A 23,641-nucleotide genomic window follows, 5' to 3' on the forward strand; every position below is an offset into this window, starting at 1 on the left:
GCTCCGGGATTGCTGCAAGATTGGAAGTTGAGGCGTGAAGGTGTCTGTGTCAGAAACAAAGCCACACGGGCTGCCGGCCCTTGGACCAGGACAATTCGGAGAGCCGCAAATGTATCAAGAAGGCCAAGTCTATCTCGGCACCAGCCGACACCCGGATGACAGCATCAACAATCCTGAATATCTGCAGTTGAAGCTGGCTAATCGCCACGGGCTGATTACCGGCGCCACCGGCACCGGAAAAACCGTAAGTCTGCAGATTCTGACAGAGGGGTTTTCGCGCGCGGGTGTTCCGGTGTTCTGTGCCGATGTCAAAGGCGATCTGTCCGGACTGTCGATGGCTGGTGAGAGCAAGGATTTCCTTGAAGCGCGCGCCGAGACAATCGGATTTGCCGAGGCCTATGACTATCAGTCCTTTCCGACCGTATTCTGGGACCTGTTCGGCGAACAGGGACACCCGGTGCGCACCACCATTTCAGATATGGGACCCCTGCTTCTGGCGCGGCTGCTGGAATTGAATGCGACTCAGGAGGGCGTGCTGAACATTGCTTTCAAAATCGCCGATGAGGAAGGCCTGTTGCTGCTCGATCTGAAAGATCTGCAATCGCTGCTCTCCAATCTGGCCGAGCGCGCGCAGGAAATTTCCGGGCGTTACGGCAATGTGACGAAAGCCTCGGTCGGTGCCATCCAGCGGCAGTTGCTCGTGCTTGAACAGCAGGGCGCGGAGAATTTCTTCGGCGAGCCGGCGCTTGCCATCACCGATTTGTTGCGCACAGCGCCGGACGGACGCGGGCTGGTCCACATTCTGGCAGCCGACAAGCTGATGATGGCTCCGCGGCTGTATGCAACCTTTCTGCTGTGGCTGCTGTCAGAGCTGTTCGAGCAATTGCCGGAAGTCGGCAATCCTGACAAGCCGCGCCTGGTATTCTTCTTTGATGAAGCGCATCTGTTGTTTGATGAAGCGCCGAAAATTCTGCTGACAAAAGTCGAGCAGGTGGTCAAACTCATCCGCTCCAAAGGGGTCGGCGTGTTCTTTGTCACGCAAAACCCGCTGGATGTTCCCGATAGCGTACTGGCGCAATTGGGCAACCGCGTGCAGCATGCTTTGCGGGCCTATACACCGCGCGAGCGCAAGGCCGTCAAAACCGCAGCTGACACATTTCGGCCCAACCCTGAATTCGACGCTTTTGAAGTCATCACCAATCTGGGCGTTGGTGAGGCGCTGGTTTCCACATTGATGAAGAAGGGCGTGCCATCGATTGTTCAGCGCACGTTGATGCGCCCGCCATCCTCGCGCATGGCACCGATCACGCCGCAGGAGCGGAAAACAATCATTCAGAACAGCCCGGTATTCGGTCAGTATGACGAGACGGTCGATCGGGAATCCGCCCATGAGATCCTGAAAAAACGCGCTGAGGATCTGTTGCAGAAAGAACAGAAAAAGCGCGAGCTGGAAGATGAAGAGCGCGAAGAGGGTGGTCGCATGCGGCGCTCGCGGACCGGGTTCACCCTGCCGGATTTTGATGGTGACGATGAGGACGGTCGCTCAACTTCAAGCCGCCGCCGCCGCACCTATCGCGATGACCGGCCAACCAAACGGTCACGCAGCAAAACCGCGTCAAAGCCGCGGCGCCGCTCCAGCAATCGCCAGACCGTGACCGAGGCCGCCATGAAGTCGGTGGTGCGCTCGGTCAGCACCCAGCTTGGCCGCGCTCTGGTGCGCGGCATTCTGGGCTCGCTGAAACGCGGATTCTAAAAGCAGGAAATAATCAAATGACAAAGCTTGACGTGGTTCTTGACCGCATTGACGCGGATTTGGATGCCAGTGTTGCGCGCTGGTTCGATCTGTTGCGGGTGCCATCCATATCAACCGATCCGGCCTATGCAACAGATTGTGTCAGGGCGGCAGACTGGTTGGTGAGCCAGCTGACTGACATGGGATTTGAAGCCTCGCGCCGCGATACGCCCGGTCATCCCATGGTGATTGCCCGCAATCACGCAGCCGGTGATGATGCGCCCCATGTGCTGTTTTATGGCCATTATGATGTCCAGCCGGTCGATCCGGTGGAGTTGTGGGAAACGCCGCCCTTTGAGCCGGAAATCCGCGTCGTCAATGGTGTCCGGCAGGTCTTTGCCCGAGGCGCGGCGGATGACAAGGGTCAATTGCTGACCTTCCTCGAAGCCTGTCGCGCCTTTATGTCTGAACATGGTCAGCTGCCGTTGCGCATCACCATGCTGTTCGAGGGCGAGGAAGAATCCGGCAGCCCCAGCCTCGACGCATTTCTGAAGGCCAATGCCGGTGAATTGCGTGCCGATTTTGCCCTGGTTTGCGATACCAATATGTATGATGCAGCCACCCCGGCGATTGATACGATGCTGCGCGGTATGGTTTATGAAGAAGTTGTCGTCACGGCGGCGCGCCGTGATCTGCACTCCGGCCTGTATGGCGGTGCGGCACAGAACCCGATCCGGGTTCTGTCGAAAATCCTGGCTGGTCTGCATGATGATGATGGCCGCATCACTCTGCCTGGATTTTACGATGGTGTGAGTGAACTTGCACCGGATATTGCCGCAAGCTGGGATGCACTGAATTTTGATGCCGATGCGTTTCTTGGTGCCGTCGGTCTGTCGCAACCGGCGGGCGAGAGCGGCTATCCGGCCCTGCAACAAATCTGGTCGCGGCCAAGCTGTGACGTCAATGGCATCATCGGCGGCTATACCGGTGCCGGTGCCAAGACGGTGATCGCGTCAAAAGCCTCTGCCAAAGTCTCGTTCCGCCTGGTGGGCGAACAGGATCCAAAGGCCATTCAGGCTGCATTTCGCGCCTATGTGAAAAGTCGATTACCGGTAGATTGCAGCGTCGAGTTCACCGGTTACGGCAATGACCGGGCGTTCTCTCTGGCGCGCGACATGCCCGAGATTGTTAAAGCGCAGCAGGCATTGACCGATGAATGGCCCAAACAGGCGGTTCTGATGGGTATGGGGGGCTCGATTCCGATTGTCGGCGAGTTCAAGCGCGTGCTGGATATGGACACATTGCTGATCGGCTTCGGGCTTGATGACGACAGTATTCACAGTCCCAATGAGAAATATAATCTGACCAGTTTCCACAAGGGTATCCGCTCCTGGGCACGGGTCATGGAGGCTCTGGCGAAATGACCACCAACGCTTTGAAACGCATCTGTGTGTTTTGCGGGTCAAACCCCGGCAATGATCCGGCCTATCTGGAGGCGGCGGCCGCTCTGGGCCGCAGCATCGCCGCCCATGATTACGAACTGGTTTATGGCGGAGCGGCCGTAGGCCTGATGCGCGCGGTGGCAGACGCCGCGCTGCAAACCGGTGGCCATGTTATCGGTGTGATGCCGAAGGCACTGCTCGACAAGGAAATCGCTCACAAGGATCTGTCGGAATTGCATGAGGTCTCCTCAATGCATGAGCGTAAGGCGCTGATGGAGGATCTGTCGGATGGCTTTATCGCAATGCCCGGCGGTGTCGGCACGCTGGAGGAGATTTTTGAAATCTGGACCTGGGCGCAGCTTGGCCATCACGCCAAGCCTCTCGCGTTTTTGAACGTCGCCGGTTTCTACGATCCGCTCTGCGCCTTTCTCGACCATCAATCCTCTGAGGGCTTTGTCCGCAAGGGACATCGCGACATGGCCATTTTCAGCGACGATGCCGACGACATATTGCGGGCCTTTGCCAGTTACGACGCGCCGGATCTGCCAAAATGGGTCGAGCGGGAAGAGACCTGATCGGTTTGGCGATCAACTGACGATCTTGCAATCGATGCTCACGACTTTCGTTTTTCCTTGAAAACCCGTGGCAGCAGAGCACGGTTTCCGGCATTGCGCGGTCTGTCCGGATCTCTGATAGCAGCGACAGAGTGCAGCGTTTCCAGATGCGATGCCGGCAGGCCGCATTCGCGGGCTCCGGCCACGACAAACGCCTTGTACCAGGCAAACGGTCTGGCATCGGGGTCGGTTGTCAGCGCTGTGTAATAACTGGCCTTGAGGACAAGCGGGTTCTGACCATTCTGCAGGCACTCAATTTCAGCATGTTTCTCATCATAGCCGCTGCCAAGCCCCTCCACCCTGTCCAGCAGATGCTTGTCTGAAGAGGCAATTTCAAACACGCCGCCCCACAGACGATCTGCAGGATCACCAGTGAAAAAAGCATCACATTTGCCGGAGCCGTCCTGGCCCGCCTTGTGCCAGCGCAGTGTGTGGCCGGCCAGGGTGCCCCTGGCGATAAACCGCGCCGAGGGAACGCGGACCGTGAGCCGCGCCAGCAGCAGGTTTGAGCCATAGGAGAAAATATGCTTATGCATCATAAGTGCCGAAATAGGTGCCGAAAATGTGGTTCAAACAGCCCCTTTTAACACACTTCCCAGCCGCTTGATGCCTTCATCAATAGTCGCTTCATCGATCCGCGTGAAATTGAGGCGCAGGCTGTTGGCGCCGGAACCGTCAGCAAAGAAAGCCTGGCCCGGAACAAAGGCCAGCTTGTGTGTCCGCAGCGCTCTGGCCAGCAAGTCTCCACCATTCAAATGGCCGGGCAAGGTCAGCCAGATAAACATCCCGCCTTCCGGTCGCGTCCATTGAACCGTGTCCGGCATGTGGATTGCCAGTGCCTGCAGCATTCGATCCCGCCGCGCGCCATAGACCGCGCGCACCTTATCAACCTGGCTGCTGAAACAGGCGCTGGCCACATCGGCGATTGCCATTTGATTGAGTGTTGGCGTGTGAAGGTCCGATGACTGCTTGATCAGTACAAGTTTTGATATCACCGGCTGGGCCGCACAGACCCAGCCCACGCGCAGCCCCGGCGCCAGTGTCTTGGAAAAGCTGCCGCAATAAATTGTACGGCAGGCCTCGATTGAGCCGCTGCGCGCAACATCCAGCGCAAGGATCGGCGCAACTGCCTCACCATCGTAGCGCAGCGATTGATAGGCCGCATCTTCGATAATGGCAATGTCCAGATCTTCAGCCAGATTGAGAATGTCATTGCGTGCCGAAAGATCAAGTGTTTCGCCGGTGGGATTGGCAAAATCGGCCGAACAATAGGCGAATTTGACGGCACCGCCTCTGGCGCTGGCAGCCGCCCGGTAATCGTCTGGAAGCCGATTGCTGTTCGCCAGCAGCCGGTCATATTCCGGCTCATAGGCGTTGAACGCACCCAGTGCGCCGAGATAGGTCGGCCAGTTGACGAGCGCCGTATCGTGCGGTGACAGGAACAGTTTGCCAAGGTAATCAAGCGCCTGCTGCGATCCGGAGGTGATCAGAATATTGTCCACGCTGCAGGGAATGCCAAGCTGCTGCATTTGCCCGGCAATCCAGGCCCGCAACGGCAGGTAGCCTTCAGAGACGGAATATTGCAGCGCCTGTTTCTGGCGTTCGGCGGAGAGAATGCTGGTGAAAGCGTTCTGGAACGCTTCGGCCGGGAACAGCGCGGGGTCAGGAATGCCACCGGCAAATGAGATGATGTCGGGCTGGTCCAGCAGTTTCAGCAATTCCCGAATTTCCGACGCCCTCATCCGCTGCGACCGCGAGGCCAGTATATGTTCCCACTCCACTGCCGCATTCCTCCTGGCTTTAGGCTGGTCCAAAAGGACACGGAAGCTGATATATGTCAATATTACTGACTTAAATTTGGTGCGGCTGAATTATGTGTGCCTGGACCGGCAGGTCAGCAAATCAAGTGTCGCACAGATTATCCGCAAAACCAGCATCTGAAGCGCCTTGCCTGTGATGGTGCGGATGAAATAGGGAGGGCTTTGCCAATGTGCGGTGCGCTTGTCATGCCCATTTTCGTGACGAGAGATTTACCAACACTATTCAGGTTTTCTCGCCTGCCTTGAAGACGGTCGTCTGAACGTGCCGGGCCAATGACGGATCGCTTGCCGTGGTTAATTCATATGCCCGTGTGATCGATATTCAGCTTTGCCGGCCTTTGGAGCCATCACAAGGATTTCGGCACTTCCTGTACAACCATCACTGCACCACCATAGACCAACAATGAGTATTTACACCACCGTATGCCTGTGATCCTGAAGCCAGATAATTATGCTGCATGGACCTGTGCCGATCCAACAACTGATGACGCTCTATCGCTGCTGGACGATCACAATAACAGCGAACCGGTGTTTCACCGTGCTTCAAAGGATTTGGTGAATATGCAAAAGAACGTTCCGGAGATATGGACGAAATTTCAGGATAAAATCGCCAACTGTAACGAATTTGCATATGTCCTTGTTTTCATTTCGTAAACGGCCCCGAACGGTCTAGACCCGTTTAAACGCACTCCACACCTGTGTTGACTTCCACACTTGTGTTGACTAAATCACCTTTATGAACGCTCAAGAACTGAGAAAATAGCTTAAAAAACAAGGCTGCTCATTCGAAAGCCACCATGGCGGCAGCGGCCACTTGACCGTAAGGCGTGAGAATTTTACGTCTCAACTACCAATGCACGGGTCCAGTAAAGAGTTAGGAACCGGTCTCGTGAATAAGATAAAGAAGGATTTGGGACTTAAGTGAACGGAGTTTGATATGTGGTATGAAGTTGATATTCGCCCAGACGACAATGATACCTGGCTTGTTACGGCGACTGCCTTTGATGAGGTTGTTTCCTTTGGTGATGATACAGAATCGGCGCTCCGAAACGTTCGTGATGCGATTGAAGAAGCTATCGCCGGTAGAATTGCGCGTGGTGAAGATATTCCTTTTCCTATGCGTGAGGCCCCAAGCAAAGGTCATTTCGTGCAGATGCCCGTTATGGTGATACTGAAGGCCGGTCTTCATATGCAGCTGCGTTCGCAGGGCTGGACCCGTGCCGATTTAAAGCGCGCCCTTGGCTGCCAGCGTGAGCACGTTGATAGGCTCTTTAGGCTTGATCACAATTCCAAAATGGATTCCATAGAAGCTGCTTTTACGGCTCTAGGCGTGACACTGGAAGTGAACGTGCCCGCACTGAAAGCGGCATAAGCTACACTGAGCTACTCCCCATCGTTTGGACAGTTCTCGGCGTGAATTAAACTACTCTCTGCACCTGCTGATCGGGTTGGGTTGTTTCATTTCTGTGCCAATAGACCACGGCTGGCGACTTGCCGCCAAGTGTGGAGTGCGGGCACTTATAATTGTAGAATGCCATCCTCTTTCTGACGCCAGCCTTGGCCTCTGACCAGGTCCCCCAGGCATGCATATAGACGCATGCATATAGACACATTTGTATTTCAGGACCGCCGTGACGCTTCATGGCGGTGTCGCTCAATCACTGCGGGCAGAAATTCCGGCAGCATATGACGGCCCAGTGGCGTGAGTGTCCAGCATGCACAGAAATCGAACTCCTTCAATTGATCCGGCACCGGTAATTTTTCTGCCCAATCCAGTGCCTCCAAAGCCTGATAAAAAACATCATGAGGACTGCCGATTGTTGTCATCTGTTTGGAATCTTCATGTTCAATGACACCTGCCACGCAGGATTTATCACCGTCAGACAGAACCAGATAGTTGTCACCGGCCAACCGCATTTCGCTTTCCGTCATGTTGAAGTCTCCGCTTTTGATCTAAAATCCTGTCAGTTTCATCCGCCATTTGCCCGCGTCAGCGCCTGTTCCAGATCATAGATCAGGTCATCCGCATCCTCAATTCCGATCGACAATCTCAGCAGACGCGGGTGCACCGGGAAACCGGGACCCGACACCGTCATCCGGTGTTCGATCAAGGATTCCACGCCGCCCAGCGAGGTCGCAGGATAAAACAACTCGCAATAGCGCGTCACATCAATCGCCGTCTGCTTCGACCCCTTGACGATAATCGACAACATACCGCCGAACTGTCCTCCTGTCTGGCGCTGCGCGACCGCATGACCGGGATGGGAAGGCAGGCCGGGATACAAAACCTTTTCCAGCCTGGGATGATGTTCGAAGTGACGGGCAACCGCCAGTGCATTTCGGGTTGCCTTTTCAACCCGCAAAAACAGGGTGCGCATGCCGCGGATCAGCAGCCAGGCATCGAAGGAGTGCAGCACGGTGCCATGTAATTTGCGCACCATACAAATGTCATCCCAGAGCGCGCCGGTCTCGCGGACCGACAACACGCCTGCTGTGATATCGGAATGGCCGTTGAGATATTTTGTTGCGGAATGAAACGAGATATCGGCACCGAAATCCAGCGCCCGGGTGGAGCAGGGCGGCGTGCCGGTACAATCGGTCAGCAGCAACGCGCCGGCGTTATGGGCAATCTTTGCAGCAGCTGCGATATCGGTCACCTCCCATTCCGGATTGTTGGGGGTTTCCACCCACACCAGACGGGTTTCACCCTGGCGCATGGCTTCTTCCAGTTCCACCAGATCGCCGGCGGCATAGTAACTGACCGACAGCCGCTTCAGCGCGTCATATTTCTGAAACTGGGCCAGCACACCGTGATACATCACACGAGGCACCACAACATGGGCTCCGGCAGGCAATTGGTCGATCACTGCCGTGGCAGCTGACATGCCCGAAGCAAACAGCAAGCTCTCGGCGGCGCTCTCCAACTCGGCAATAATGGCCTCCGCATGGGCCGTGGTCTGGTTGCCGTCGCGTCTGTACCAGTAGGGTTTGCGAGTTTCGTAATTCTCATCCCGCGCATAGGTCGCAGCCGGCTGAATGGCCGGTACGACCGCGCCGGTTTCCTCGTCAATAAACCGCAACGCCTGAGCAATGCGGGTCGCCGGAGAGAAGGTTCTGTTGCGTTTTGATGTCATAGGGGGCGTCCGCGGTGGTCGACTGATTGAAAGCAAAGTCACATCTTGCATATCCCGCAGAATTTTTCTGCATGCAAGTTTTCTGAATGTGACTGCCAAAGTCAGCCCGTTGCGGATGCCTGACCGTGCACACCGGGAACCGCTGCGCAGCAATATCGATCAAAATCACCCGCCCGGACAGGCGGTGTCAAAGCCCAGCCAGCCTGATATGGTCGCTCCCTGACATCGCCGTCCCTGACTCAGACGCCCGTGAGTCCGTTCATTCAATTGCCACAGAAAGCCGGGTTTCTGGCTACTCTTGCGCATTTGATAGGCGCTGATTGGGTGATCTGGAACCTCCAGAAATGACCAGGCCGGCAAGTGTGATGCCGCGCATCGCAGCCATTATTGGGATTGCCGTTCTGCCAGTGCCACCACGCCCCGTTCTTGGTCAGGTGATGACCGTAAAAACACCAGTTCTGCGCCTGGAGTTTTGGATTTTCCTCTGGGAAACCTTCCTCAGATTCCTTCATGGCTTTGGGATCTTTATCCTTGGACTGCTTCTCATAGGTCTCAATAAGTTCAGCAGTTATATAGGACAAATCCAGATCGTCCGGCATGTCATCGCCAAACAAGTCTTTCATGCCGGCAAGCGTTTCCGCCCGAACGCGCTCAACATCCTGTTGCATAACATCAACCCTCCTTAATGTTTGCGTACAATCTAACAGAGCGCGAGTTCTATAGCATAAAACCCGCCAAAATTGAATTTTAGTTCCCGTTCGGTGTCTTGAAACGAACACCGGTTCGGCAACATCCGGTCAGACGGCTCACCAGTCATGAAACGCTCCGGCCCCTGACGCGCTGCAATAATCGCGCTGATATTCTTGTCAGTGAAGCGTAATGTCCGGGTGAGGCAGGGCAGGAGCGATAGACTTCAGTTGGTTTTTGAATTCTCAGTTCGGGTCCGCGGCGCTGGTCTCTTTGAAAGTTCTTACGTTCAAATCTGCAGCCCGTTTCGATGGGCAAATGCGGCACTTTCTCTGCGTAATTCCTTTACCAGATCATCCAGCAACTGATAACCAAGCCCGGCTTTTCGATGCATAATTCCGGTCTTGATAATCCATGGGCTTTCTTTAGTGCGTATAGCCGCTGCGCCGAATGCAGATGCGATATCAGCCAACGGGGTGGGCAGACATGTGATCATCGGTGAAACCTTCAATATCTCCATGACACCGGAGATTGAGTCGGACACAAGTGCCGCGTGCGGCTGCATTAATCCATGATGTGCGAAATAGCGTCCGACCCGGCTTTGCAATTCACGATCCTGGCGGAAGGCCGCATAGGGATAGGCATTCAGATCTTTCGGTTGCGCATATGGCAATTTATGCAGCGGGTGGTCGCAATGGGCAAAGAACGATGTACTGACCTCTGACAGCGGTTCGCAGACAAAATCAGCTGAATTCGTATCGGAGTAATCCATAAAGGCGTCAAACGCACCGACGCCAATATCAATCTCGTCTTTTTCAAACTGATCTGCGAAGCGTGCGCCGGAACTCCGCAGAACCGTAAACTGTGCCCGCGGGCGTTCGGTGTATAAACGGGCCAGCACTCTGGGCAGGAACATTGATGACCAGACCGAACCGGCACCAATCCTAAGCTGGCCGCCGTGTCCGCTGGCCATTTCCGACAATTCTTTTTCAATCAGGTCACATTCCACTTCGACGCGTCTTGCCCGGTCGTAAAGTGCCTTGCCATACAGGGTGGGCGTGACGCCTCTGGACGTTCGGACAAGAAGCTGAACACCCAGATTGCTTTCAAGCTGCCGGATACTTTTGGTAATGGCTGATTGAGACAGGCATTGCGCTTTGGCCGCTTTATGCAGGTTTTCACTCTGACAGGCGGCCACAAAGTGCCGCAGCATCCGGATTGATCCGATTGTCATGATTACTTTCTCTCATCGGTTTTGTTCATTAATTCATTTTTCTTTCATCATGGAAAGCCCTATTCTGACTCAGCTTCAAATCGGGAAAGATGCGACACCGGGGAGGGACAGCATTGCAGCGATCAAATGTGTCTGCGTGGATGAGTTTAAGCCGATTAACAGCCATCGGTCTGTTCATCATCGGTGCGTCTGTCGCGTTCAGCGCTCTGTCTTACGAAATCGGCACACTCCGCCGCATGGGGCCAGGCTATTTTCCAATGCTGCTCGGGATAGCACTTTGCCTGATTTCCGGCATGATGCTGTTCGAGCGGCCCGCGACAGACAAACAGGACGACGCCACACCCCGTGCCAGTGTGGGACGTCATCTCCGCGCACTTCTGTTTCCCCTGGCCGGTATTCTGGCGTTTGCCGGCCTGATCAAATTTGCAGGATTTGCTCCTGCGGTGTTTGTCGGCGCTGTTCTTGCCGGCCTTGCGGAGCCGAAGAATCGGCTGTTTGAGTTGTGTCTCATCGCATTGCTCATCACTGGATTTGCAACACTTGTATTCGTCTATGCTCTGGGTATTCCGGTTCGGCTGGTGGCATTCTGATGGATATCTTTGACAATGTAATTGCCGGATTTTCATCCGCTCTGTCAGCTACAAAACTGATGTATTGTTTCTTTGGTGTCTTCATGGGCATGATGATGGGGGTCTTGCCCGGCATCGGGGCCATGGCAACCATATCAATGCTGCTGCCCGTCACTTTCTACGTCGCGCCGGATGTCGGACTGATAATGCTGGCAGGGATTTATTACGGCGCGCAATATGGCGGATCGATCTCCTCAATCCTGCTGAATTTACCCGGCACGCCCTCATCCGCTGTGATCTGCCTTGACGGCTACCCCATGACAAAGGCCAACCGGGCAGGGCCGGCAATTTTCCTGACAACGATGGCCTCCTTTTTCGGCAGTATGTTTGCCATCCTGCTGCTGTTCACAGTCGCGCCCCTGGCGGCAAAACTCGCACTGAGCTTTGGTGCGTCAGAGTATTTCGCGCTGATGATCCTGGGGCTGGTGGCCGCCGCCTCGCTGGCCCAGCACGGCATCATGCGCGGCCTCGCCATGGTTGTGGTTGGTCTGATGCTGGGACTTGTCGGCTCCGATGTCACCAGTGGCACATTCAGAATGACCATGGGCATTCTCGATCTGGCCGATGGGTTCAGCATCATCGCCATGGCAATGGGTTTGTTCGGGGTCGCAGAAATTATGAGCAATCTGGCAGGAACCACCGGTGCCACGATGCTGACCAGCAAAATAAAACTGCGGGATCTGGTGCCGACACGGCAGGATTTGCGTCAGTTCTCAGCTCCCGCTGCAAGGGGCGGAATCATTGGCGCAATTTTGGGAATTCTTCCTGGCACCGGTGCCTCCATCGCGTCATTTGTCTCCTATGGATTTGAAAAGCGCATATCGCGAACGCCGCATAAATTTGGAACCGGACATGTTCCCGGAATCGTAGCCCCGGAAGCGGCCAATAATTCAGCAGCTCAATCAGCCTTTATTCCGACCCTGACATTAGGCGTACCCGGTGATGCTGTGATGGCATTGATGATGAGTGCGCTAATCATTCACGGTATCCAGCCGGGCCCGACGGTTATTACCGACCACCCGGATTTGTTCTGGGGGCTGGTTGCAAGCTTTGTCATCGGCAATGTGATCCTGCTGATCCTCAACCTGCCGTTGATTGGCCTCTGGGTCCGATTGCTGCTCATTCCCTACAGGTTTCTGTACCCGGTGATAATCGTATTGATATGCGTTGGGGTCTTCTCGGTCGGTAACAGCCAGTTCGATGTGCTGCAGGTGATTTTTTTCGGCTTTGTCGGCTACGGCATGAAACTGGTGCGGCTGGAGCCTGCACCTTTGGTTCTGGGATTTGTGCTCGGCCCCTTGCTTGAGGAGAATTTTCGCCGGGCGCTCATTCTGTCGCGCGGCGATATTGCTGTCTTTGTCGAGCATCCGATCAGTGCATCTCTGCTGGTGGCATGCCTTGCCATAATCCTCTTTTCAATCAGGGGCGAACATGCGCGGCCGAAACGGGAAAACGAAACTCCGGCGCCGGGTGATACATGAGCACACAGCGCCCCAATTTTCTCCTAATAAGCACTGATCAGCAGCGCGCGGATCATCTCGGTTGCTATGGTGCGAACCTGTTGAAAACGCCGAATATTGATGCGTTGGCTCTACACGGAACCCGCTATGAAAATGCCTATGTCGCCTCCCCGGTCTGCATGCCTAACCGTGCCAGTCTGGTTACCGGTCGCATGCCCTCGCTGCATGGCGTCAGACACAATGGCCTGAATCTGGAACTTGGCACGCTGACCTTTGCCGAAGCGTTGCGCAGGGCAGGGTGGCGCACATCCCTGTCCGGCAAACCGCATTTTCAATGTGTCACGCAAAATCCGGCGCGCCTGGGCAATCGCTCGGGTGAAGAGCCGGTCATCGAAGCCCGGTGCCGCAAAAATGGCCGCTATGATCAGGAAATCGGGCAATTGTGGCATGATTGTCCGGAACGCAGCCTGCAACTGCCCTATTATGGCTTCGAGTCCGTTGATCTGGCCGTCGGGCATGGAGATCAGGTCGACGGTCACTATACCGGTTGGCTGCGCGCGCAAGGTGTCAGTCCGAGCGAACTGAGAGGGCCTGAAAACGCGCTGGCCGGTTCACCACGGCAGACCATTCAGGCGTGGCGGACAGCGGTTCCCGAGGAGCTATATCCCACAAGCTATATTCACCGCGCAACGATTGATCATTTGCGCTCCTATGCCCAAACGCCCGGGACGCCGTTTTTTCATTGGGCCAGTTTCTGCGATCCGCATCATCCGTTCACACCGCCCGGAAAATATTGGGATTTGTATAAACCGCAGGACGTTGAATTGCCTGCCTCCTTCAATGCCGCTCCCGGCTCCGAGTTTGTCAGAACTTTGATGCGGATGCGCCAGAATGGCCAGGCCAACCTTGCCGGAACATCTGCCATTGCAGTCAGCGAGGATGAGCTGCGCGCCGCATTGGCGCTGACATATGGCATGATTGCCATGATCGACGACGCCGTGGGAGAGATTATGTCATCGCTGGGCTCTCTGGGGCTGGCGGACAACACCATAGTCATTTTCCTGTCAGATCATGGCGATCTGATGGGCGAACACGGGCTGATGTTCAAGGGCCCATACCATTATCGCGGCATGACCAGAATCCCATTGATCTGGTCTGATCCCCGCTCACCGCGCGGTGCCGTTGTCACAGCGCCGGTCAGCACAATTGATCTAGCAGCCACAATCCTGGAAACAGCGGCCGTCCCGCCCTTCAACGGTCTGCAGGGCCGTCCGTTTAAGGACCGTGCCGGCGCAGACACTGCCACCCGCAATTCTGTTCTGATCGAGGACGAGATTCAATCCGAAGTCGCAGGTCATGACGTTCGCGGACGGGTCAGGACATTGCTGTCGGAGGGATGGCGCCTGACAATTTATGACGGCCTCAACCATGGCGAATTGTACAATCTGAACCACGATCCGCATGAACTTGAAAATCTTTGGACACAGCCGCATGCGGCAGCAAGACGCGCCGAAATGACCGAGCAATTGCTGCGTGAGATGATCTTCCACTCGGAGACCTCACCGCTACCAGTCTACGCGGCCTGATCTGCAATCCGATATTAAACCAGAAGGAGGAAGAAAAATGCGATTCATAAATCTACTGAAAAAATCAGCTCTCGGGGCATTGGCAATTGCCGTTGTGAGCAGCCCGGTAACAGCTGCTGAATATCCGACCCGGCCTGTAACACTGATTGTTGGATCCTCGCCCGGATCCGGACCAGATGTGCTCGCCCGGTCCATGTCGGAGGAACTGTCGGCAGCGCTGGGTCAGCCCGTGGTGGTCCAAAACCGGCCTGGCGCAGCGGGCAATGTCGCCGCTGAGGCCGTCTCCCGTGGCGAACCCGATGGATACGAAATTTTTATCGGCACCATCAATATGGCGATTGCGACCTGGCTGCCCGCAACGCCACCTTTTGACCCAGCGACTGATTTCGCAGTTGTTGGACGTGTCGCATCCATCCCCAATGTGGTTGTTGTCTCGCCGGACCTTGGCGTCAAGACGATCGAAGAGTTTATCGATCTGGCAAAATCGAAACCCGGCGAGTTGAACTACTCCAGTCCGGGTGTCGGCTCCCTGCAGCATATGGGCACCGATGCAATGGCAAAATTGCACGGCATTGATATTGTGCATGTTCCCTATAAGGGTGGCAAAGCCTCAACCACGGCGGTTCTGGCCAGTGAAGTTGAAATGTTCATGGCGGGCATGCCGCCGGCACTTCCCCAGATCAAGGCAGGCGCATTGGTCGCCCTGGCGGTCAGCAGCGCCGAGGAGTTTCCACTGCTGCCAGGGGTGCCGACGCTGGCGGCAACGGTCATGCCGGGCTATTCCGCAGAAGCCTGGTACGGGCTCTTTATGGCCAAGGGTACCCCCACTGAGATCGTGGAAGCGGTCAATGCGGCCGCAAACAAAGCGCTGGCAGCCCCTGCCGTTGCCGAACGTTTCGCAAATGCAGGTGCCGTCGTACAGACCAGCACACCCGCAGATTTTGCGGCGTTCGTCGCAACAGAATCTGCACGGTGGAAGAAAAATCTTGAAGAACTGGAACTGGCCGGCACGCGCTAGAAGACAATCTGCCGGGAAGGTTCTGCCTTCCCGGTGGTTTGCAATCACAACCCGGATCAAGAACTGAGCAGCCATGCGCAACAAAGTGGTTTTTATCTGGATGTGTGGCCCATGGCTTTCGGTCTGATCGAAATTCCCCTGTTGCCCGAGGTCCGGGAAACATTCGCGGGCACCAGCTGGTTGCTGGAATCGCTGGACCCGGACAGGCCCCACCAGTTAAGCCAGTCCGTGTCCTGGCACGGTCGGTTGATGGTGCTGGCATGGAGCGTATTATTTCCGGCCGGGATTATTGCCGCGCGGTTTTTCAAAATAACGCCGCGTCAGACCTGGCCAGATGAACTCGACAATAAAACCTGGTGGTATCTTCATCTCACGCTGCAATATCTGGGCGGCACAGCCATGCTGGCAGGTTTTTTGATGATCTGGCTTGGATCAGGTGGTAACCCGGCGGCCCCCTATCATCGCATGTTTGGTTACGGGGTCATCACATTTGGCCTGCTGCAATTTGTGGCGGGCTGGTTGCGTGGCACCAAGGGCGGACCAACAGATCCCGGTCCCGATGGCTCCATTTCAGGCGACCATTATGATATGACACCCAGACGGCGCATTTTCGAGACCTGCCACAAACTGGTTGGATATGGCGTCTTGTTGGTTGCGTCTGCAACTCTATGGAGTGGTCTGCTGACGGTGAATGCACCCAATTGGATGTGGGGCGTTCTTGCGGTGTGGTGGAGCGTGTTGATCGCCGTGTTTGTCATCCTGCAAAGACGCGGTTATGCGGTCGAAACATATCAGGCCATTTGGGGACCGCGCGAGGGGCGCAATATTACCCGGTAGCAGACAGGATGCGATCCGGTGGCATCCGGAAGTGACCTGTTCCGGCGAAAGCTGAATTTCCGAACCGTCAGATATCCCGCTCGCCCAGCGCGTCCCGGATTGCGTCCAGATGGGACCGCGAGCCCGGATTTTGCGGGCTGATCTTGAGGACCTGTTCATAGGCACGGGCCGCCTCACGCAGTCTGTTGCCCTGAATATGCACCAGCCCGCGCCCGGCAATGGCACCGAAATGACGTGGCTCGCGTTTCAGGGTTTCAGCGATATCGGCAAGGGATTCCGGCCAATTGCGCAGCAGATAATACACCGTGGCGCGCTTGTTCCAGCCTTCCGCATAGTCGGGGGCAAGAGCGATCATCTGGTCAAAAATATTTAGCGCCAGCAGCAGGTCAGCCCGGTTCATCGCTTGCATACCGGCTTGCATCAGGCCCTGCAATTCTGAGCTCGGAGCAGTTTGCCATATGTCCCAGATCTGCTGTTCTATCAAGGCAGCCTGTTTTGCGGTTGCGGCTTGTTGCAACTCGTCAAACAACCCGGGCAGACGCAGATCGCTTTGATCGGCAGAACCGCCGGCAGGCAGCAGCGCCATAAAAATCAGCAACAAAAGGCTTCGAGCAAGTGCCATGGTCCAAAATACGGCGAAGCGACCGGCTTTGGCAAGAGACTGTTGCGGGCGCGGATACTCCCGAATGGTATCTTTTAATTAGCCGGTTGACGCCATGGCATGCCGATTTTTCGGGGATCAGCCTGGACTTCCTGCCCGGAACTCAAAGGGTGCCGGTCAAACAGGCTTTTGCCATCGGCAAACGGGTCTGCGACCGTGTGGGTATGGACATGACCCAGATAGGGTTCGGCGATCCGCAGAATAAAATCCGTATCCAGATCTTCCGGCTCGAGCAAGCCTTCCTGGGGGTAGGCCATGACATACAGAATGGATGAAATCAGTCCGGCGATGACCTGAAGGCTTGTCGCATTGGTGGTCTTGTAGGCGCTGGCGATTTCTGCAGAAACCTCCGAGCCGTACCACACCACTTCCCTGGTCGTACTGCGAAAGGCCATCACGCCAAGGGAGTCAATGCCCTGATCGATCTCTTCCAGCATAACCCGCACCGGGCCGTCCGGGTGCCAGTCGTTCCGCGAGGCATTGATGATCGTGTCCAGCGCCGCCGGACAGGGCTGGTAGCAAAAATAGGATGTGGGTTGATAAATCCGCTTGCCGCCATCATGCAGCGAAAAATAATTGGCAATCGTGAAGGCCTCCACATGGGGAATAATCATGCCGCTAAAAACCCCGAAAGTTGGGGAATAGCCCAATGAGTGATAATGCGCAGAGCGGGTACCGACCTCCAGATAGCGCACACCTTCTGCCTCAAAAACAAAGGGCGAAATCGACTCACGCACGGTTTCATGGGTTCCGAAGGGGACACAGATTTTCTCCGATGCTTCTTCAAGCAACCCGTAGATCGACCAGGTGTTCAACGCCATCTTTTCACATGGCGGGCTAAGCGCGCGCTGACTGTCCATTTCGGTGATAATCAGGGATGTAATGCCAAGTTGCTGCGCCAGCTTAGCCCAGTCGCTCCGGGAGCGGGGCGGCGTGAAGGCGGCACCCAGCTCATCCTGGGCGAGCATGCTGACGAGGCGTTTGGCAAAATGACTGACAATGCCCGGATTTGCGCCATGACAGGTGATAGCAGTCGGTCCGCCGGCAAACCTTTTTTTGGCCAGCTGGATGTCGCGGAACCGGCCAGCATTGTTGATCATGCCATCTGTACCGACCTGATCCGCCCAGATTTCAAAGCTGGTATCGACATAGAGAATGGACCGGCGCTGGCAATACTCGATCAGCGCCTTGCTGCAGATATTGACAGAAGCATTGACCAGAATCCCCGGTCCCTCTTTGAAGAAACCATCAAGGACTTCATCAAGATTCTGCTCTGTAATCCGGTTTTCAACGAATGAAACCCCGTGATCCTGATGCATGGCGGCCCGGTCAAAGCCATCTGACACGACGAAGAATTTCTTTGCGTCCAGATCGATATGCTCGAAAATAATGTCCAGTCCGGCATTGCCAATGGAGCCGAAACCCAAAAGTACAAAAGTACCGTCAAAGATTTGTTTTTGCGACATAGAAACTTTCAAGCGGGAATGACAATGGGAGGTTCGTCAATGCAACCTAACAGGAATTCTGGCTCTGAAGTTCAAACAACAACTGCTTCGGTTTGCTGCGCCTGTGATGTGTCCAATGCAGCATCGCCGCACTGGTGCTCTGGTTTACCCCAGGGCTGGAAGACCATCCAGTGTGGCCAGCACTGCGGACGGGCTTAAGTCCCGATATTCGTCTTGCTGGCCAGTGCGGTTGACCCACACTGTACGGAAACCGAAGGCTGTTGCGCCGGCGACATCCCACCGGTTTGAGGATTGAAACGAGATGGCTTGCGGAAAGACGCGAAAGGACGTGGTCGCCATTTCGTAGACCGGCTCGGCGGTTTTGTAGGTCTGCAACTCGTCGACGGACAGAACCGCATCCAGCAATGTATCGATCTTGGCTGAGCGCACGGCACTGTCGAGCATTGCAGGAGAGCCATTGGACAGGATGGCGGTCCGTGCACCATGCTCTTTCAGCGCCCGCAGCACGGCAGGGACTTCCGGATAGCAATCGAGTTCCCGGTAGGCATCCAGAAGAGCAGCGCGATATTTGGGATCGGCGCTGGGAACGCAGGCAAAAGCGTGGTCAAGCGCCTGTTCTGTCAGCGCCCAGAAATCCTGGTAGCGGCCCATCAATGCGCGCACCCAGGAATATTCCAGTTGCTTCGCGCGCCAGATCTCGGACAGGCGCGCACCATCAGGCCCGATCGTGTCAGCATGTTTGCGCACGGCGGCATGAACATCAAAAAGTGTTCCATAGGCGTCGAACACATAGACAGCGTAAGGCATGTTAACTCATCTGGTGAGAAGGATGGGATCCGTGTAGGGTGCCAGCTTAACGCAACTTCGGCAGATTGAAAGAGCCGTTGCCAAAAAGCCTTGTGCCGCTGTCCCGTGCCGGCATCAATTCAGGCCGCTCAACCGGAAAACAGCGATATTGGCCGGAGTTGACGCCATACATTTGCAGTGCGTACAAGGCCCATCCGACCTGTCGAGCGGATCAGGAGTGTCAGTTGAGCGACAAGAAAAGAACGGATTATCCGGACGATGGTGTGCCGGAAGACGCTTTGTCGCCGGGTGCGCTCTCGCCCCGGTCAGCCAAAGGGCGGGCGGAACGGCAAGCAGGGCAGGCAGCACGGCCGGAAAATGATCTGGATGCGCCATCTTCGGGCCGCGCAGCTGACCATATTCGGTCCGCGCCAGCCAAAAGGCGCTCTAATTGGGGGGGCTGGCTAGTCAGCTTTTTTGTTGCAGCAGGACTGGGCGCAGCGGGCGTTCTTGCATTTCAGCAATGGGGCCCGAAACCCGCGCGTGAAACCGCTGAAGCCTGTCTTGACCGCACTTTGCCAGACCTGATCGACACCGAAAGCCAGCAACTTCAGGTTATTCTGGTACCCCTGTTCAACGATGTGGACGATGTCCAGCGTTTGCTGGTCAGATCGGCCCTTGAGGATTTTCAGGGAACAGATCAACCGTTGATGCAACTGCAGATGCTGGACTGCTCAATCGCGCCCGACAACACTGGCATGCTGCAACAACTGGCAAAGACCCGAGCGCTGAGCCGGGATATTTTACGCAGAACTGGCGCGGATGTGCTGGTCTGGGGCGAAGTTTCTCCCGATGTGCAACGGCTGGACTTGTTGACAACCTATCCCGTAGGAGTGGACCGCGGCCTGTTTGATATCGATGCGATTTCGCTGCCTGCAGATTTTGACGCGGATTATGCTGGTCTGCTGGCGGCAAAAGTCTGGCTCTCCTCCGATGTTACAGCGAGCCTCGATACAGAGCTGATTGCAGCGGGCATGCAGAACACAGTGGATCTGCTTTCGCCAATGTCCGAAAATGCCGCAACGTCCTGGTCGGAGCAACAACAGGGAACCCTTTATCACTCAATTGCCGGTGCGGGTTTTCTGCTTGGTTTACAGGCAAATGATCCCCAGCGCATGGAGAGCGCACTCGGTAATTTCCGCAAAGCAAGCGAAACCTTCGGCCGCTACAACCTTTCTGATGATTGGGTGCGGGTCCAGAATGACATGGGTGTCGCACGGTCCACATTCGGAAAGCTGACCAACCGGTTTCAGGAAATCGGTTTGGCCATAGATGCATTCCGGGCAGCGCTTTCAGAAACGCCGCGCAGCCGGTACCCCGAAAAATGGTCGATGATTCAGAGCAATCTCGCCGAAGCTTTGAACGCATTGGGCGCACGGCAATCTGATTCGCAATTGCTGGCGGATTCTGTCACGGCCTATCGGGAAGTTCTGAAAGAGCAGGCCCCGGAGCGCTTTCCCCAACAATGGGCCGCGGTACAGCATAATCTGGGCGCAGCCCTCCAGTCGCTGGGGCAAAGAGACAATGATCCTGCCATTTTGCAGGCATCCGCTGTGGCCTATCACGCCGCACTGGAAGTGCGCACGGCCGAAGATCAGCCGAATGCCTTTGCTGTGACGCAGATCAATCTTGGTGCGACGCTGATGGCACTGGGCACGCGGCAGCGCAGCGTTGAAACATTGCGCGAAGCCGCTGCTGCATTCAGCGCGGCGCTCAGCCAGTTGGAGCGGGATACGTCTCCCGTTGAATGGGGAACTGCCCAGCACAGTCTGGGTAATGTGCTGGTCGCTATCGGAGAACAGGAAGAGGGCACTGAGTCTTTGAAATTGGCACTCACTGCATTCCGCTCGGCGCTCGATGAATTCGACAGGGCAAAAGACCCCACGCGCTGGGCAGTAACCCAGAATAATCTTGGTAATGTCCTGCATATGCTGGGGGACCGGGAACAGGACGCTGCGGCTCTGACCGAGGCTGTTGTGGCCTATGAGGCAGCGCTCGGAGTGTTGTCTGAATCTGCTCCGGCCTATGCAGAAAGCGTCGTTCAGAGTCTGGCCCGTGTCCAGGCATTGCAGCAGAGTATCAGCAAGGCAGAATAGTCTCGCCCGGCAATACGTCCATCCTTCGGAGAACATATGGCAAACTGGTCGCAAACTTGGACATGGCTGGACGGAGAATGGCTAGACGGGAACCCGCCGATTCTGGGCCCGCGCAGCCACGCCATGTGGCTTGGATCATCAGTGTTTGATGGCGCGCGTGCTTTCGAGGGGGTCATGCCCGATCTGGAGTTGCATTGCCAGCGGGTCAATAATTCTGCCGCAGTCCTTGGTCTGGCCCCAACCATGAAGAGCGGGGAAATCGCTGACTTGTGCCATGAGGGCCTTGCCCGCTTTGGCAAAAATGCAGAGCTTTATGTACGGCCGATGTACTGGGCGGAGGAGGGTGGCTTCATGTCGGTGCCCCCTGCGGCGCACAGCACCCGGTTTGCCCTGTGTCTGTATGAGACGCCGATGCCGCCACCCAACGGCTTCACTGCCACGGTCACCGAATTTCAGCGCCCAACTCTCAATTCCATGCCGGTGAATGCAAAGGCGGGCTGTCTGTACCCGAATAATGGCCGCATGTTGCGCGAAGCCGAGGCCAGGGGATTTCAAAATGCACTGTGTTGCGACATGCTTGGCAATGTTGCCGAATTTGCCACAGCCAATGCATTTCTGGTGAAAGACGGAAAAGTCGCAACGCCGGTGCCAAACGGCACATTCCTCAACGGTGTCACGCGTCAGCGTATCATCGGCTTGTTGCGCGGGGCCGGACTGGACGTGTTTGAAACCACATTGTCCTATGATGATTTCCGTCATGCCGATGAGATTTTTTCGACCGGAAATTACTCCAAAGTCATGCCGGTAACACGGTTTGAAGATCGCGAGTTTCAACCAGGACCGGTCTCGGCACGCGCGCGCCAACTGTATTGGGAATTCGCGCACTCATAGAAATTAGCGACAAAGGCCGGACCGTGGGCCCGGCCTTTGTCAGTTCAATCAACTATATGGCGAATTACACCGTTTGCGTGCGCCGTGATACGGCTGGAACGTGTCGCTATAGACGTCATAGCTCCGGTAACGGTTCTGACACCATCTCACATGGGCTGAGGAACCGCGATTGCGGTAATGCCGCGGAGCAGTGTACCGGGGCGCGACCCAAATATGGCGGTAACCGCGGTGGTAATATCTGCGGTCGCCATGTCGGTGGACCCGGCTGGGGTAGCGGCGATATTGATCATAGTGGCTTGCCGAGTACCCGCCACTACTGAAACCGAAGGTAAAACTGGCACCACTGTTGGAGCGGTATCGTGAGCTGTGTGCGTCTGCAACCGTCGAATAGGTCGCGATCATGAAGACCGCCACCATAAGGCTGCTGAAGGTTGAGATAAAAGAGTGTTTACGTTTCATCCGAAATTCTCCCGAACTGAATTCAGGCACCCGGATGAAAGTTAACACTTTTTCTACGCTTGTGTAAAACGCAATTTCGGGTGGAGTGACCACAGTTTTGTGATCATGAATCCGGGCCGGTTTTGGGCAGCGGCGGCAGCGATTTCAGATAGGCTGCAATTGCCTCTCTGTCTTGCGTGGTTAACTGCGCGGTATTTTCCACTACAGCGACCATGGATCCGCCGAGGCTGTCAAAATCCGGGGTGAAGCCGGTTTCCAGCGCATAGGCGATATCTTCTTGCGACCAGTTGCCGATACCGTCCGGATGGGGCGTAATATTTGGAATGAAGCCCTTGCCGTCCGGATTGGGTGCTCCGGCCATAGCTCTTGCGGTGTCAGAGGCACCCAGATGATTGCGTGGCGTGTGGCATTGTGCACAATGCCCAAGGGTGTTGACCAGATAAGCCCCGCGATTGATTTGGGGCGTTTGCGAAGGATCGTCCTCGAAGGCGGACTGATCCATGAACAGCATCTTCCACAGGCCCAGTCCGCGCCGCATATTGAAGGGAAAACCGACTTCACTTGCAGGCGCTGCATCGGCGACCGGCGGCAGCGTATCCATATAGGCTTTCAGATCCAGAATATCGGTGATTTTAGCCTGTCTGTAGGACGTATAGGGAAACGCCGGATAATAATGTGCACCCTCAGGACTGACACCTCTGGTGACCGCATTGACGAAATCAAGCGCACTCCACGACCCGATGCCGGCTTTCGGATCGGGCGAGATATTGGACGCGATAAAAGTCCCGAACTGCGTTTCAAAACGGCGTCCGCCACCAAGGATCAGCCTGTCATCACCCTTGGCCTTTTCCGCGGCATGACAGGAAGAGCAGCCGCCAGCGGCAAATATATAGGCACCTTGCTCTGGATCGGGCGTATGGGCAGGCAGTTGATCAGCGGATAATTGCTGCGGCATTGTCAGATACCAGAATGCACCAAAGCCAAGAAGACCCAGCACGAGTCCGATTTTAATCAGATGCCGCAGCATTT

22 protein-coding genes and 1 pseudogene are annotated in these 23,641 nt (G+C 55.7%); 13 read left to right on the forward strand and 10 right to left on the reverse strand.

The genetic code is table 11. The features are described 5' to 3' along the window. Positions 1-109 precede the first annotated feature (109 nt). Genes RAL88_RS19270 through RAL88_RS19280 form a run of 3 tightly spaced genes read left to right on the forward strand, consistent with a single transcriptional unit; the run spans position 110 to position 3,749 of the window. Positions 110-1,753, forward strand: a complete 1,644-nt coding sequence (locus RAL88_RS19270) for a helicase HerA-like domain-containing protein (protein WP_306265673.1) — start codon at positions 110-112, stop codon at positions 1,751-1,753. 17 nt (positions 1,754-1,770) lie between these two features. Next, positions 1,771-3,156: a dipeptidase gene (locus tag RAL88_RS19275; RefSeq protein ID WP_306265674.1), complete on the forward strand. Its 1,386-nt coding sequence runs from the start codon at positions 1,771-1,773 to the stop codon at positions 3,154-3,156. After that, positions 3,153-3,749, forward strand: coding sequence for a TIGR00730 family Rossman fold protein (locus RAL88_RS19280; RefSeq protein ID WP_306265675.1), 597 nt, complete (start codon positions 3,153-3,155; stop codon positions 3,747-3,749). The genes RAL88_RS19275 and RAL88_RS19280 overlap by 4 nt, the downstream gene beginning before the upstream one ends. Positions 3,750-3,787: 38 nt before the next feature. Here the strand turns inward: RAL88_RS19280 and RAL88_RS19285 are convergent, their stop codons facing one another. Together RAL88_RS19285 and RAL88_RS19290 are read right to left on the reverse strand one after the other, a co-directional pair. Next, positions 3,788-4,324: a gamma-glutamylcyclotransferase family protein gene (locus RAL88_RS19285; protein WP_306265676.1), complete on the reverse strand. Its 537-nt coding sequence runs from the start codon at positions 4,322-4,324 to the stop codon at positions 3,788-3,790. A 33-nt stretch (positions 4,325-4,357) separates the two neighbouring features. Then, positions 4,358-5,530, reverse strand: coding sequence for a PLP-dependent aminotransferase family protein (locus RAL88_RS19290; RefSeq protein ID WP_306269765.1), 1,173 nt, complete (start codon positions 5,528-5,530; stop codon positions 4,358-4,360). Between the two features lie 853 nt (positions 5,531-6,383). On the opposite strand from RAL88_RS19290, the pseudogene RAL88_RS19295 reads away from it, so the two are divergent. Beyond that, a pseudogene (locus RAL88_RS19295) lies at positions 6,384-6,533 on the forward strand (addiction module toxin, HicA family); the annotation flags it as partial. A gap of 12 nt (positions 6,534-6,545) precedes the next feature. Continuing rightward, positions 6,546-6,980, forward strand: a complete 435-nt coding sequence (locus RAL88_RS19300; RefSeq protein WP_306265677.1) for a type II toxin-antitoxin system HicB family antitoxin — start codon at positions 6,546-6,548, stop codon at positions 6,978-6,980. A 248-nt stretch (positions 6,981-7,228) separates the two neighbouring features. Here RAL88_RS19300 and RAL88_RS19305 read toward each other — a convergent pair whose 3' ends face one another. Continuing rightward, a complete protein-coding gene (locus RAL88_RS19305) occupies positions 7,229-7,540 on the reverse strand; it encodes a hypothetical protein (RefSeq protein WP_306265679.1) in 312 nt (103 codons plus the stop codon). Between the two features lie 38 nt (positions 7,541-7,578). Then, entirely contained in the window at positions 7,579-8,742 is a 1,164-nt protein-coding gene (locus tag RAL88_RS19310; RefSeq protein WP_306265681.1) for a PLP-dependent aspartate aminotransferase family protein, read from the reverse strand. Between the two features lie 320 nt (positions 8,743-9,062). Between RAL88_RS19310 and RAL88_RS19315 the strand changes: the two genes are divergently transcribed. Continuing rightward, positions 9,063-9,428 (forward strand): hypothetical protein, encoded by a 366-nt coding sequence (locus RAL88_RS19315; protein WP_306265683.1) that lies wholly within the window; start codon positions 9,063-9,065, stop codon positions 9,426-9,428. Between the two features lie 290 nt (positions 9,429-9,718). Here the strand turns inward: RAL88_RS19315 and RAL88_RS19320 are convergent, their stop codons facing one another. After that, positions 9,719-10,663: a LysR family transcriptional regulator gene (locus RAL88_RS19320; protein ID WP_306265685.1), complete on the reverse strand. Its 945-nt coding sequence runs from the start codon at positions 10,661-10,663 to the stop codon at positions 9,719-9,721. Positions 10,664-10,776: 113 nt separating this feature from the next. Between RAL88_RS19320 and RAL88_RS19325 the strand changes: the two genes are divergently transcribed. From RAL88_RS19325 to RAL88_RS19345, 5 genes are all read left to right on the forward strand, one after another. Next, positions 10,777-11,253, forward strand: a complete 477-nt coding sequence (locus RAL88_RS19325) for a tripartite tricarboxylate transporter TctB family protein (protein WP_306265686.1) — start codon at positions 10,777-10,779, stop codon at positions 11,251-11,253. After that, positions 11,253-12,773, forward strand: coding sequence for a tripartite tricarboxylate transporter permease (locus RAL88_RS19330; RefSeq protein ID WP_306265687.1), 1,521 nt, complete (start codon positions 11,253-11,255; stop codon positions 12,771-12,773). Before RAL88_RS19325 ends, RAL88_RS19330 begins: the two co-directional genes overlap by 1 nt. Then, entirely contained in the window at positions 12,770-14,338 is a 1,569-nt protein-coding gene (locus RAL88_RS19335; RefSeq protein ID WP_306265688.1) for a sulfatase, read from the forward strand. Before RAL88_RS19330 ends, RAL88_RS19335 begins: the two co-directional genes overlap by 4 nt. Positions 14,339-14,375: 37 nt before the next feature. After that, positions 14,376-15,356, forward strand: a complete 981-nt coding sequence (locus RAL88_RS19340; protein WP_306265690.1) for a tripartite tricarboxylate transporter substrate binding protein — start codon at positions 14,376-14,378, stop codon at positions 15,354-15,356. A gap of 111 nt (positions 15,357-15,467) precedes the next feature. Then, the gene (locus RAL88_RS19345) at positions 15,468-16,193 is read left to right on the forward strand and encodes a cytochrome b561 domain-containing protein (protein WP_306265691.1); all 726 of its coding nucleotides are present in this window, start codon (positions 15,468-15,470) and stop codon (positions 16,191-16,193) included. A 67-nt stretch (positions 16,194-16,260) separates the two neighbouring features. Here the strand turns inward: RAL88_RS19345 and RAL88_RS19350 are convergent, their stop codons facing one another. The 3 genes from RAL88_RS19350 to RAL88_RS19360 all read right to left on the reverse strand — a co-directional run bounded on the left by RAL88_RS19350 (position 16,261) and on the right by RAL88_RS19360 (position 19,127). After that, a complete protein-coding gene (locus RAL88_RS19350) occupies positions 16,261-16,815 on the reverse strand; it encodes a hypothetical protein (protein ID WP_306265693.1) in 555 nt (184 codons plus the stop codon). A 74-nt stretch (positions 16,816-16,889) separates the two neighbouring features. Then, complete coding sequence (locus tag RAL88_RS19355) at positions 16,890-18,320, reverse strand: saccharopine dehydrogenase NADP-binding domain-containing protein (protein ID WP_306265695.1); 1,431 nt, start codon at positions 18,318-18,320, stop codon at positions 16,890-16,892. Between the two features lie 144 nt (positions 18,321-18,464). Continuing rightward, a complete protein-coding gene (locus RAL88_RS19360) occupies positions 18,465-19,127 on the reverse strand; it encodes a haloacid dehalogenase type II (protein ID WP_306265696.1) in 663 nt (220 codons plus the stop codon). Positions 19,128-19,351: 224 nt separating this feature from the next. On the opposite strand from RAL88_RS19360, the gene RAL88_RS19365 reads away from it, so the two are divergent. Beyond that, positions 19,352-21,262 (forward strand): tetratricopeptide repeat protein, encoded by a 1,911-nt coding sequence (locus tag RAL88_RS19365; protein WP_306265698.1) that lies wholly within the window; start codon positions 19,352-19,354, stop codon positions 21,260-21,262. A 36-nt stretch (positions 21,263-21,298) separates the two neighbouring features. Continuing rightward, positions 21,299-22,153: a branched-chain amino acid aminotransferase gene (locus RAL88_RS19370; RefSeq protein ID WP_306265699.1), complete on the forward strand. Its 855-nt coding sequence runs from the start codon at positions 21,299-21,301 to the stop codon at positions 22,151-22,153. A gap of 48 nt (positions 22,154-22,201) precedes the next feature. Here RAL88_RS19370 and RAL88_RS21755 read toward each other — a convergent pair whose 3' ends face one another. Further along, a complete protein-coding gene (locus tag RAL88_RS21755; RefSeq protein ID WP_371932121.1) occupies positions 22,202-22,612 on the reverse strand; it encodes a BA14K family protein in 411 nt (136 codons plus the stop codon). Between the two features lie 103 nt (positions 22,613-22,715). After that, a complete protein-coding gene (locus tag RAL88_RS19380; RefSeq protein WP_306265700.1) occupies positions 22,716-23,639 on the reverse strand; it encodes a cytochrome c in 924 nt (307 codons plus the stop codon). Positions 23,640-23,641 lie beyond the last annotated feature (2 nt).

The sequence above is a fragment of the Pararhizobium sp. IMCC3301 genome, from assembly GCF_030758315.1.
Taxonomy (GTDB): Bacteria; Pseudomonadota; Alphaproteobacteria; order Rhizobiales.

Excerpts from the sequence above, each read along its gene's own strand:
- RAL88_RS19300 (WP_306265677.1), top strand. The coding sequence starts at position 6,546 with ATGTGGTATGAAGTTGATATTCGCCCAGACGACAATGATACCTGGCTT.
- RAL88_RS19350 (WP_306265693.1), bottom strand. The coding sequence starts at position 16,815 with ATGGCACTTGCTCGAAGCCTTTTGTTGCTGATTTTTATGGCGCTGCTG.
- RAL88_RS19335 (WP_306265688.1), top strand. The coding sequence starts at position 12,770 with ATGAGCACACAGCGCCCCAATTTTCTCCTAATAAGCACTGATCAGCAG.
- RAL88_RS19270 (WP_306265673.1), top strand. The coding sequence starts at position 110 with ATGTATCAAGAAGGCCAAGTCTATCTCGGCACCAGCCGACACCCGGAT.
- RAL88_RS19355 (WP_306265695.1), bottom strand. The coding sequence starts at position 18,320 with ATGTCGCAAAAACAAATCTTTGACGGTACTTTTGTACTTTTGGGTTTC.
- RAL88_RS19345 (WP_306265691.1), top strand. The coding sequence starts at position 15,468 with ATGGCTTTCGGTCTGATCGAAATTCCCCTGTTGCCCGAGGTCCGGGAA.
- RAL88_RS19305 (WP_306265679.1), bottom strand. The coding sequence starts at position 7,540 with ATGACGGAAAGCGAAATGCGGTTGGCCGGTGACAACTATCTGGTTCTG.
- RAL88_RS19275 (WP_306265674.1), top strand. The coding sequence starts at position 1,771 with ATGACAAAGCTTGACGTGGTTCTTGACCGCATTGACGCGGATTTGGAT.
- RAL88_RS19285 (WP_306265676.1), bottom strand. The coding sequence starts at position 4,324 with ATGCATAAGCATATTTTCTCCTATGGCTCAAACCTGCTGCTGGCGCGG.
- RAL88_RS19330 (WP_306265687.1), top strand. The coding sequence starts at position 11,253 with ATGGATATCTTTGACAATGTAATTGCCGGATTTTCATCCGCTCTGTCA.
- RAL88_RS19290 (WP_306269765.1), bottom strand. The coding sequence starts at position 5,530 with ATGAGGGCGTCGGAAATTCGGGAATTGCTGAAACTGCTGGACCAGCCC.
- RAL88_RS19310 (WP_306265681.1), bottom strand. The coding sequence starts at position 8,742 with ATGACATCAAAACGCAACAGAACCTTCTCTCCGGCGACCCGCATTGCT.
- RAL88_RS19360 (WP_306265696.1), bottom strand. The coding sequence starts at position 19,127 with ATGCCTTACGCTGTCTATGTGTTCGACGCCTATGGAACACTTTTTGAT.
- RAL88_RS19320 (WP_306265685.1), bottom strand. The coding sequence starts at position 10,663 with ATGACAATCGGATCAATCCGGATGCTGCGGCACTTTGTGGCCGCCTGT.
- RAL88_RS21755 (WP_371932121.1), bottom strand. The coding sequence starts at position 22,612 with ATGAAACGTAAACACTCTTTTATCTCAACCTTCAGCAGCCTTATGGTG.
- RAL88_RS19370 (WP_306265699.1), top strand. The coding sequence starts at position 21,299 with ATGGCAAACTGGTCGCAAACTTGGACATGGCTGGACGGAGAATGGCTA.
- RAL88_RS19380 (WP_306265700.1), bottom strand. The coding sequence starts at position 23,639 with ATGCTGCGGCATCTGATTAAAATCGGACTCGTGCTGGGTCTTCTTGGC.
- RAL88_RS19280 (WP_306265675.1), top strand. The coding sequence starts at position 3,153 with ATGACCACCAACGCTTTGAAACGCATCTGTGTGTTTTGCGGGTCAAAC.
- RAL88_RS19340 (WP_306265690.1), top strand. The coding sequence starts at position 14,376 with ATGCGATTCATAAATCTACTGAAAAAATCAGCTCTCGGGGCATTGGCA.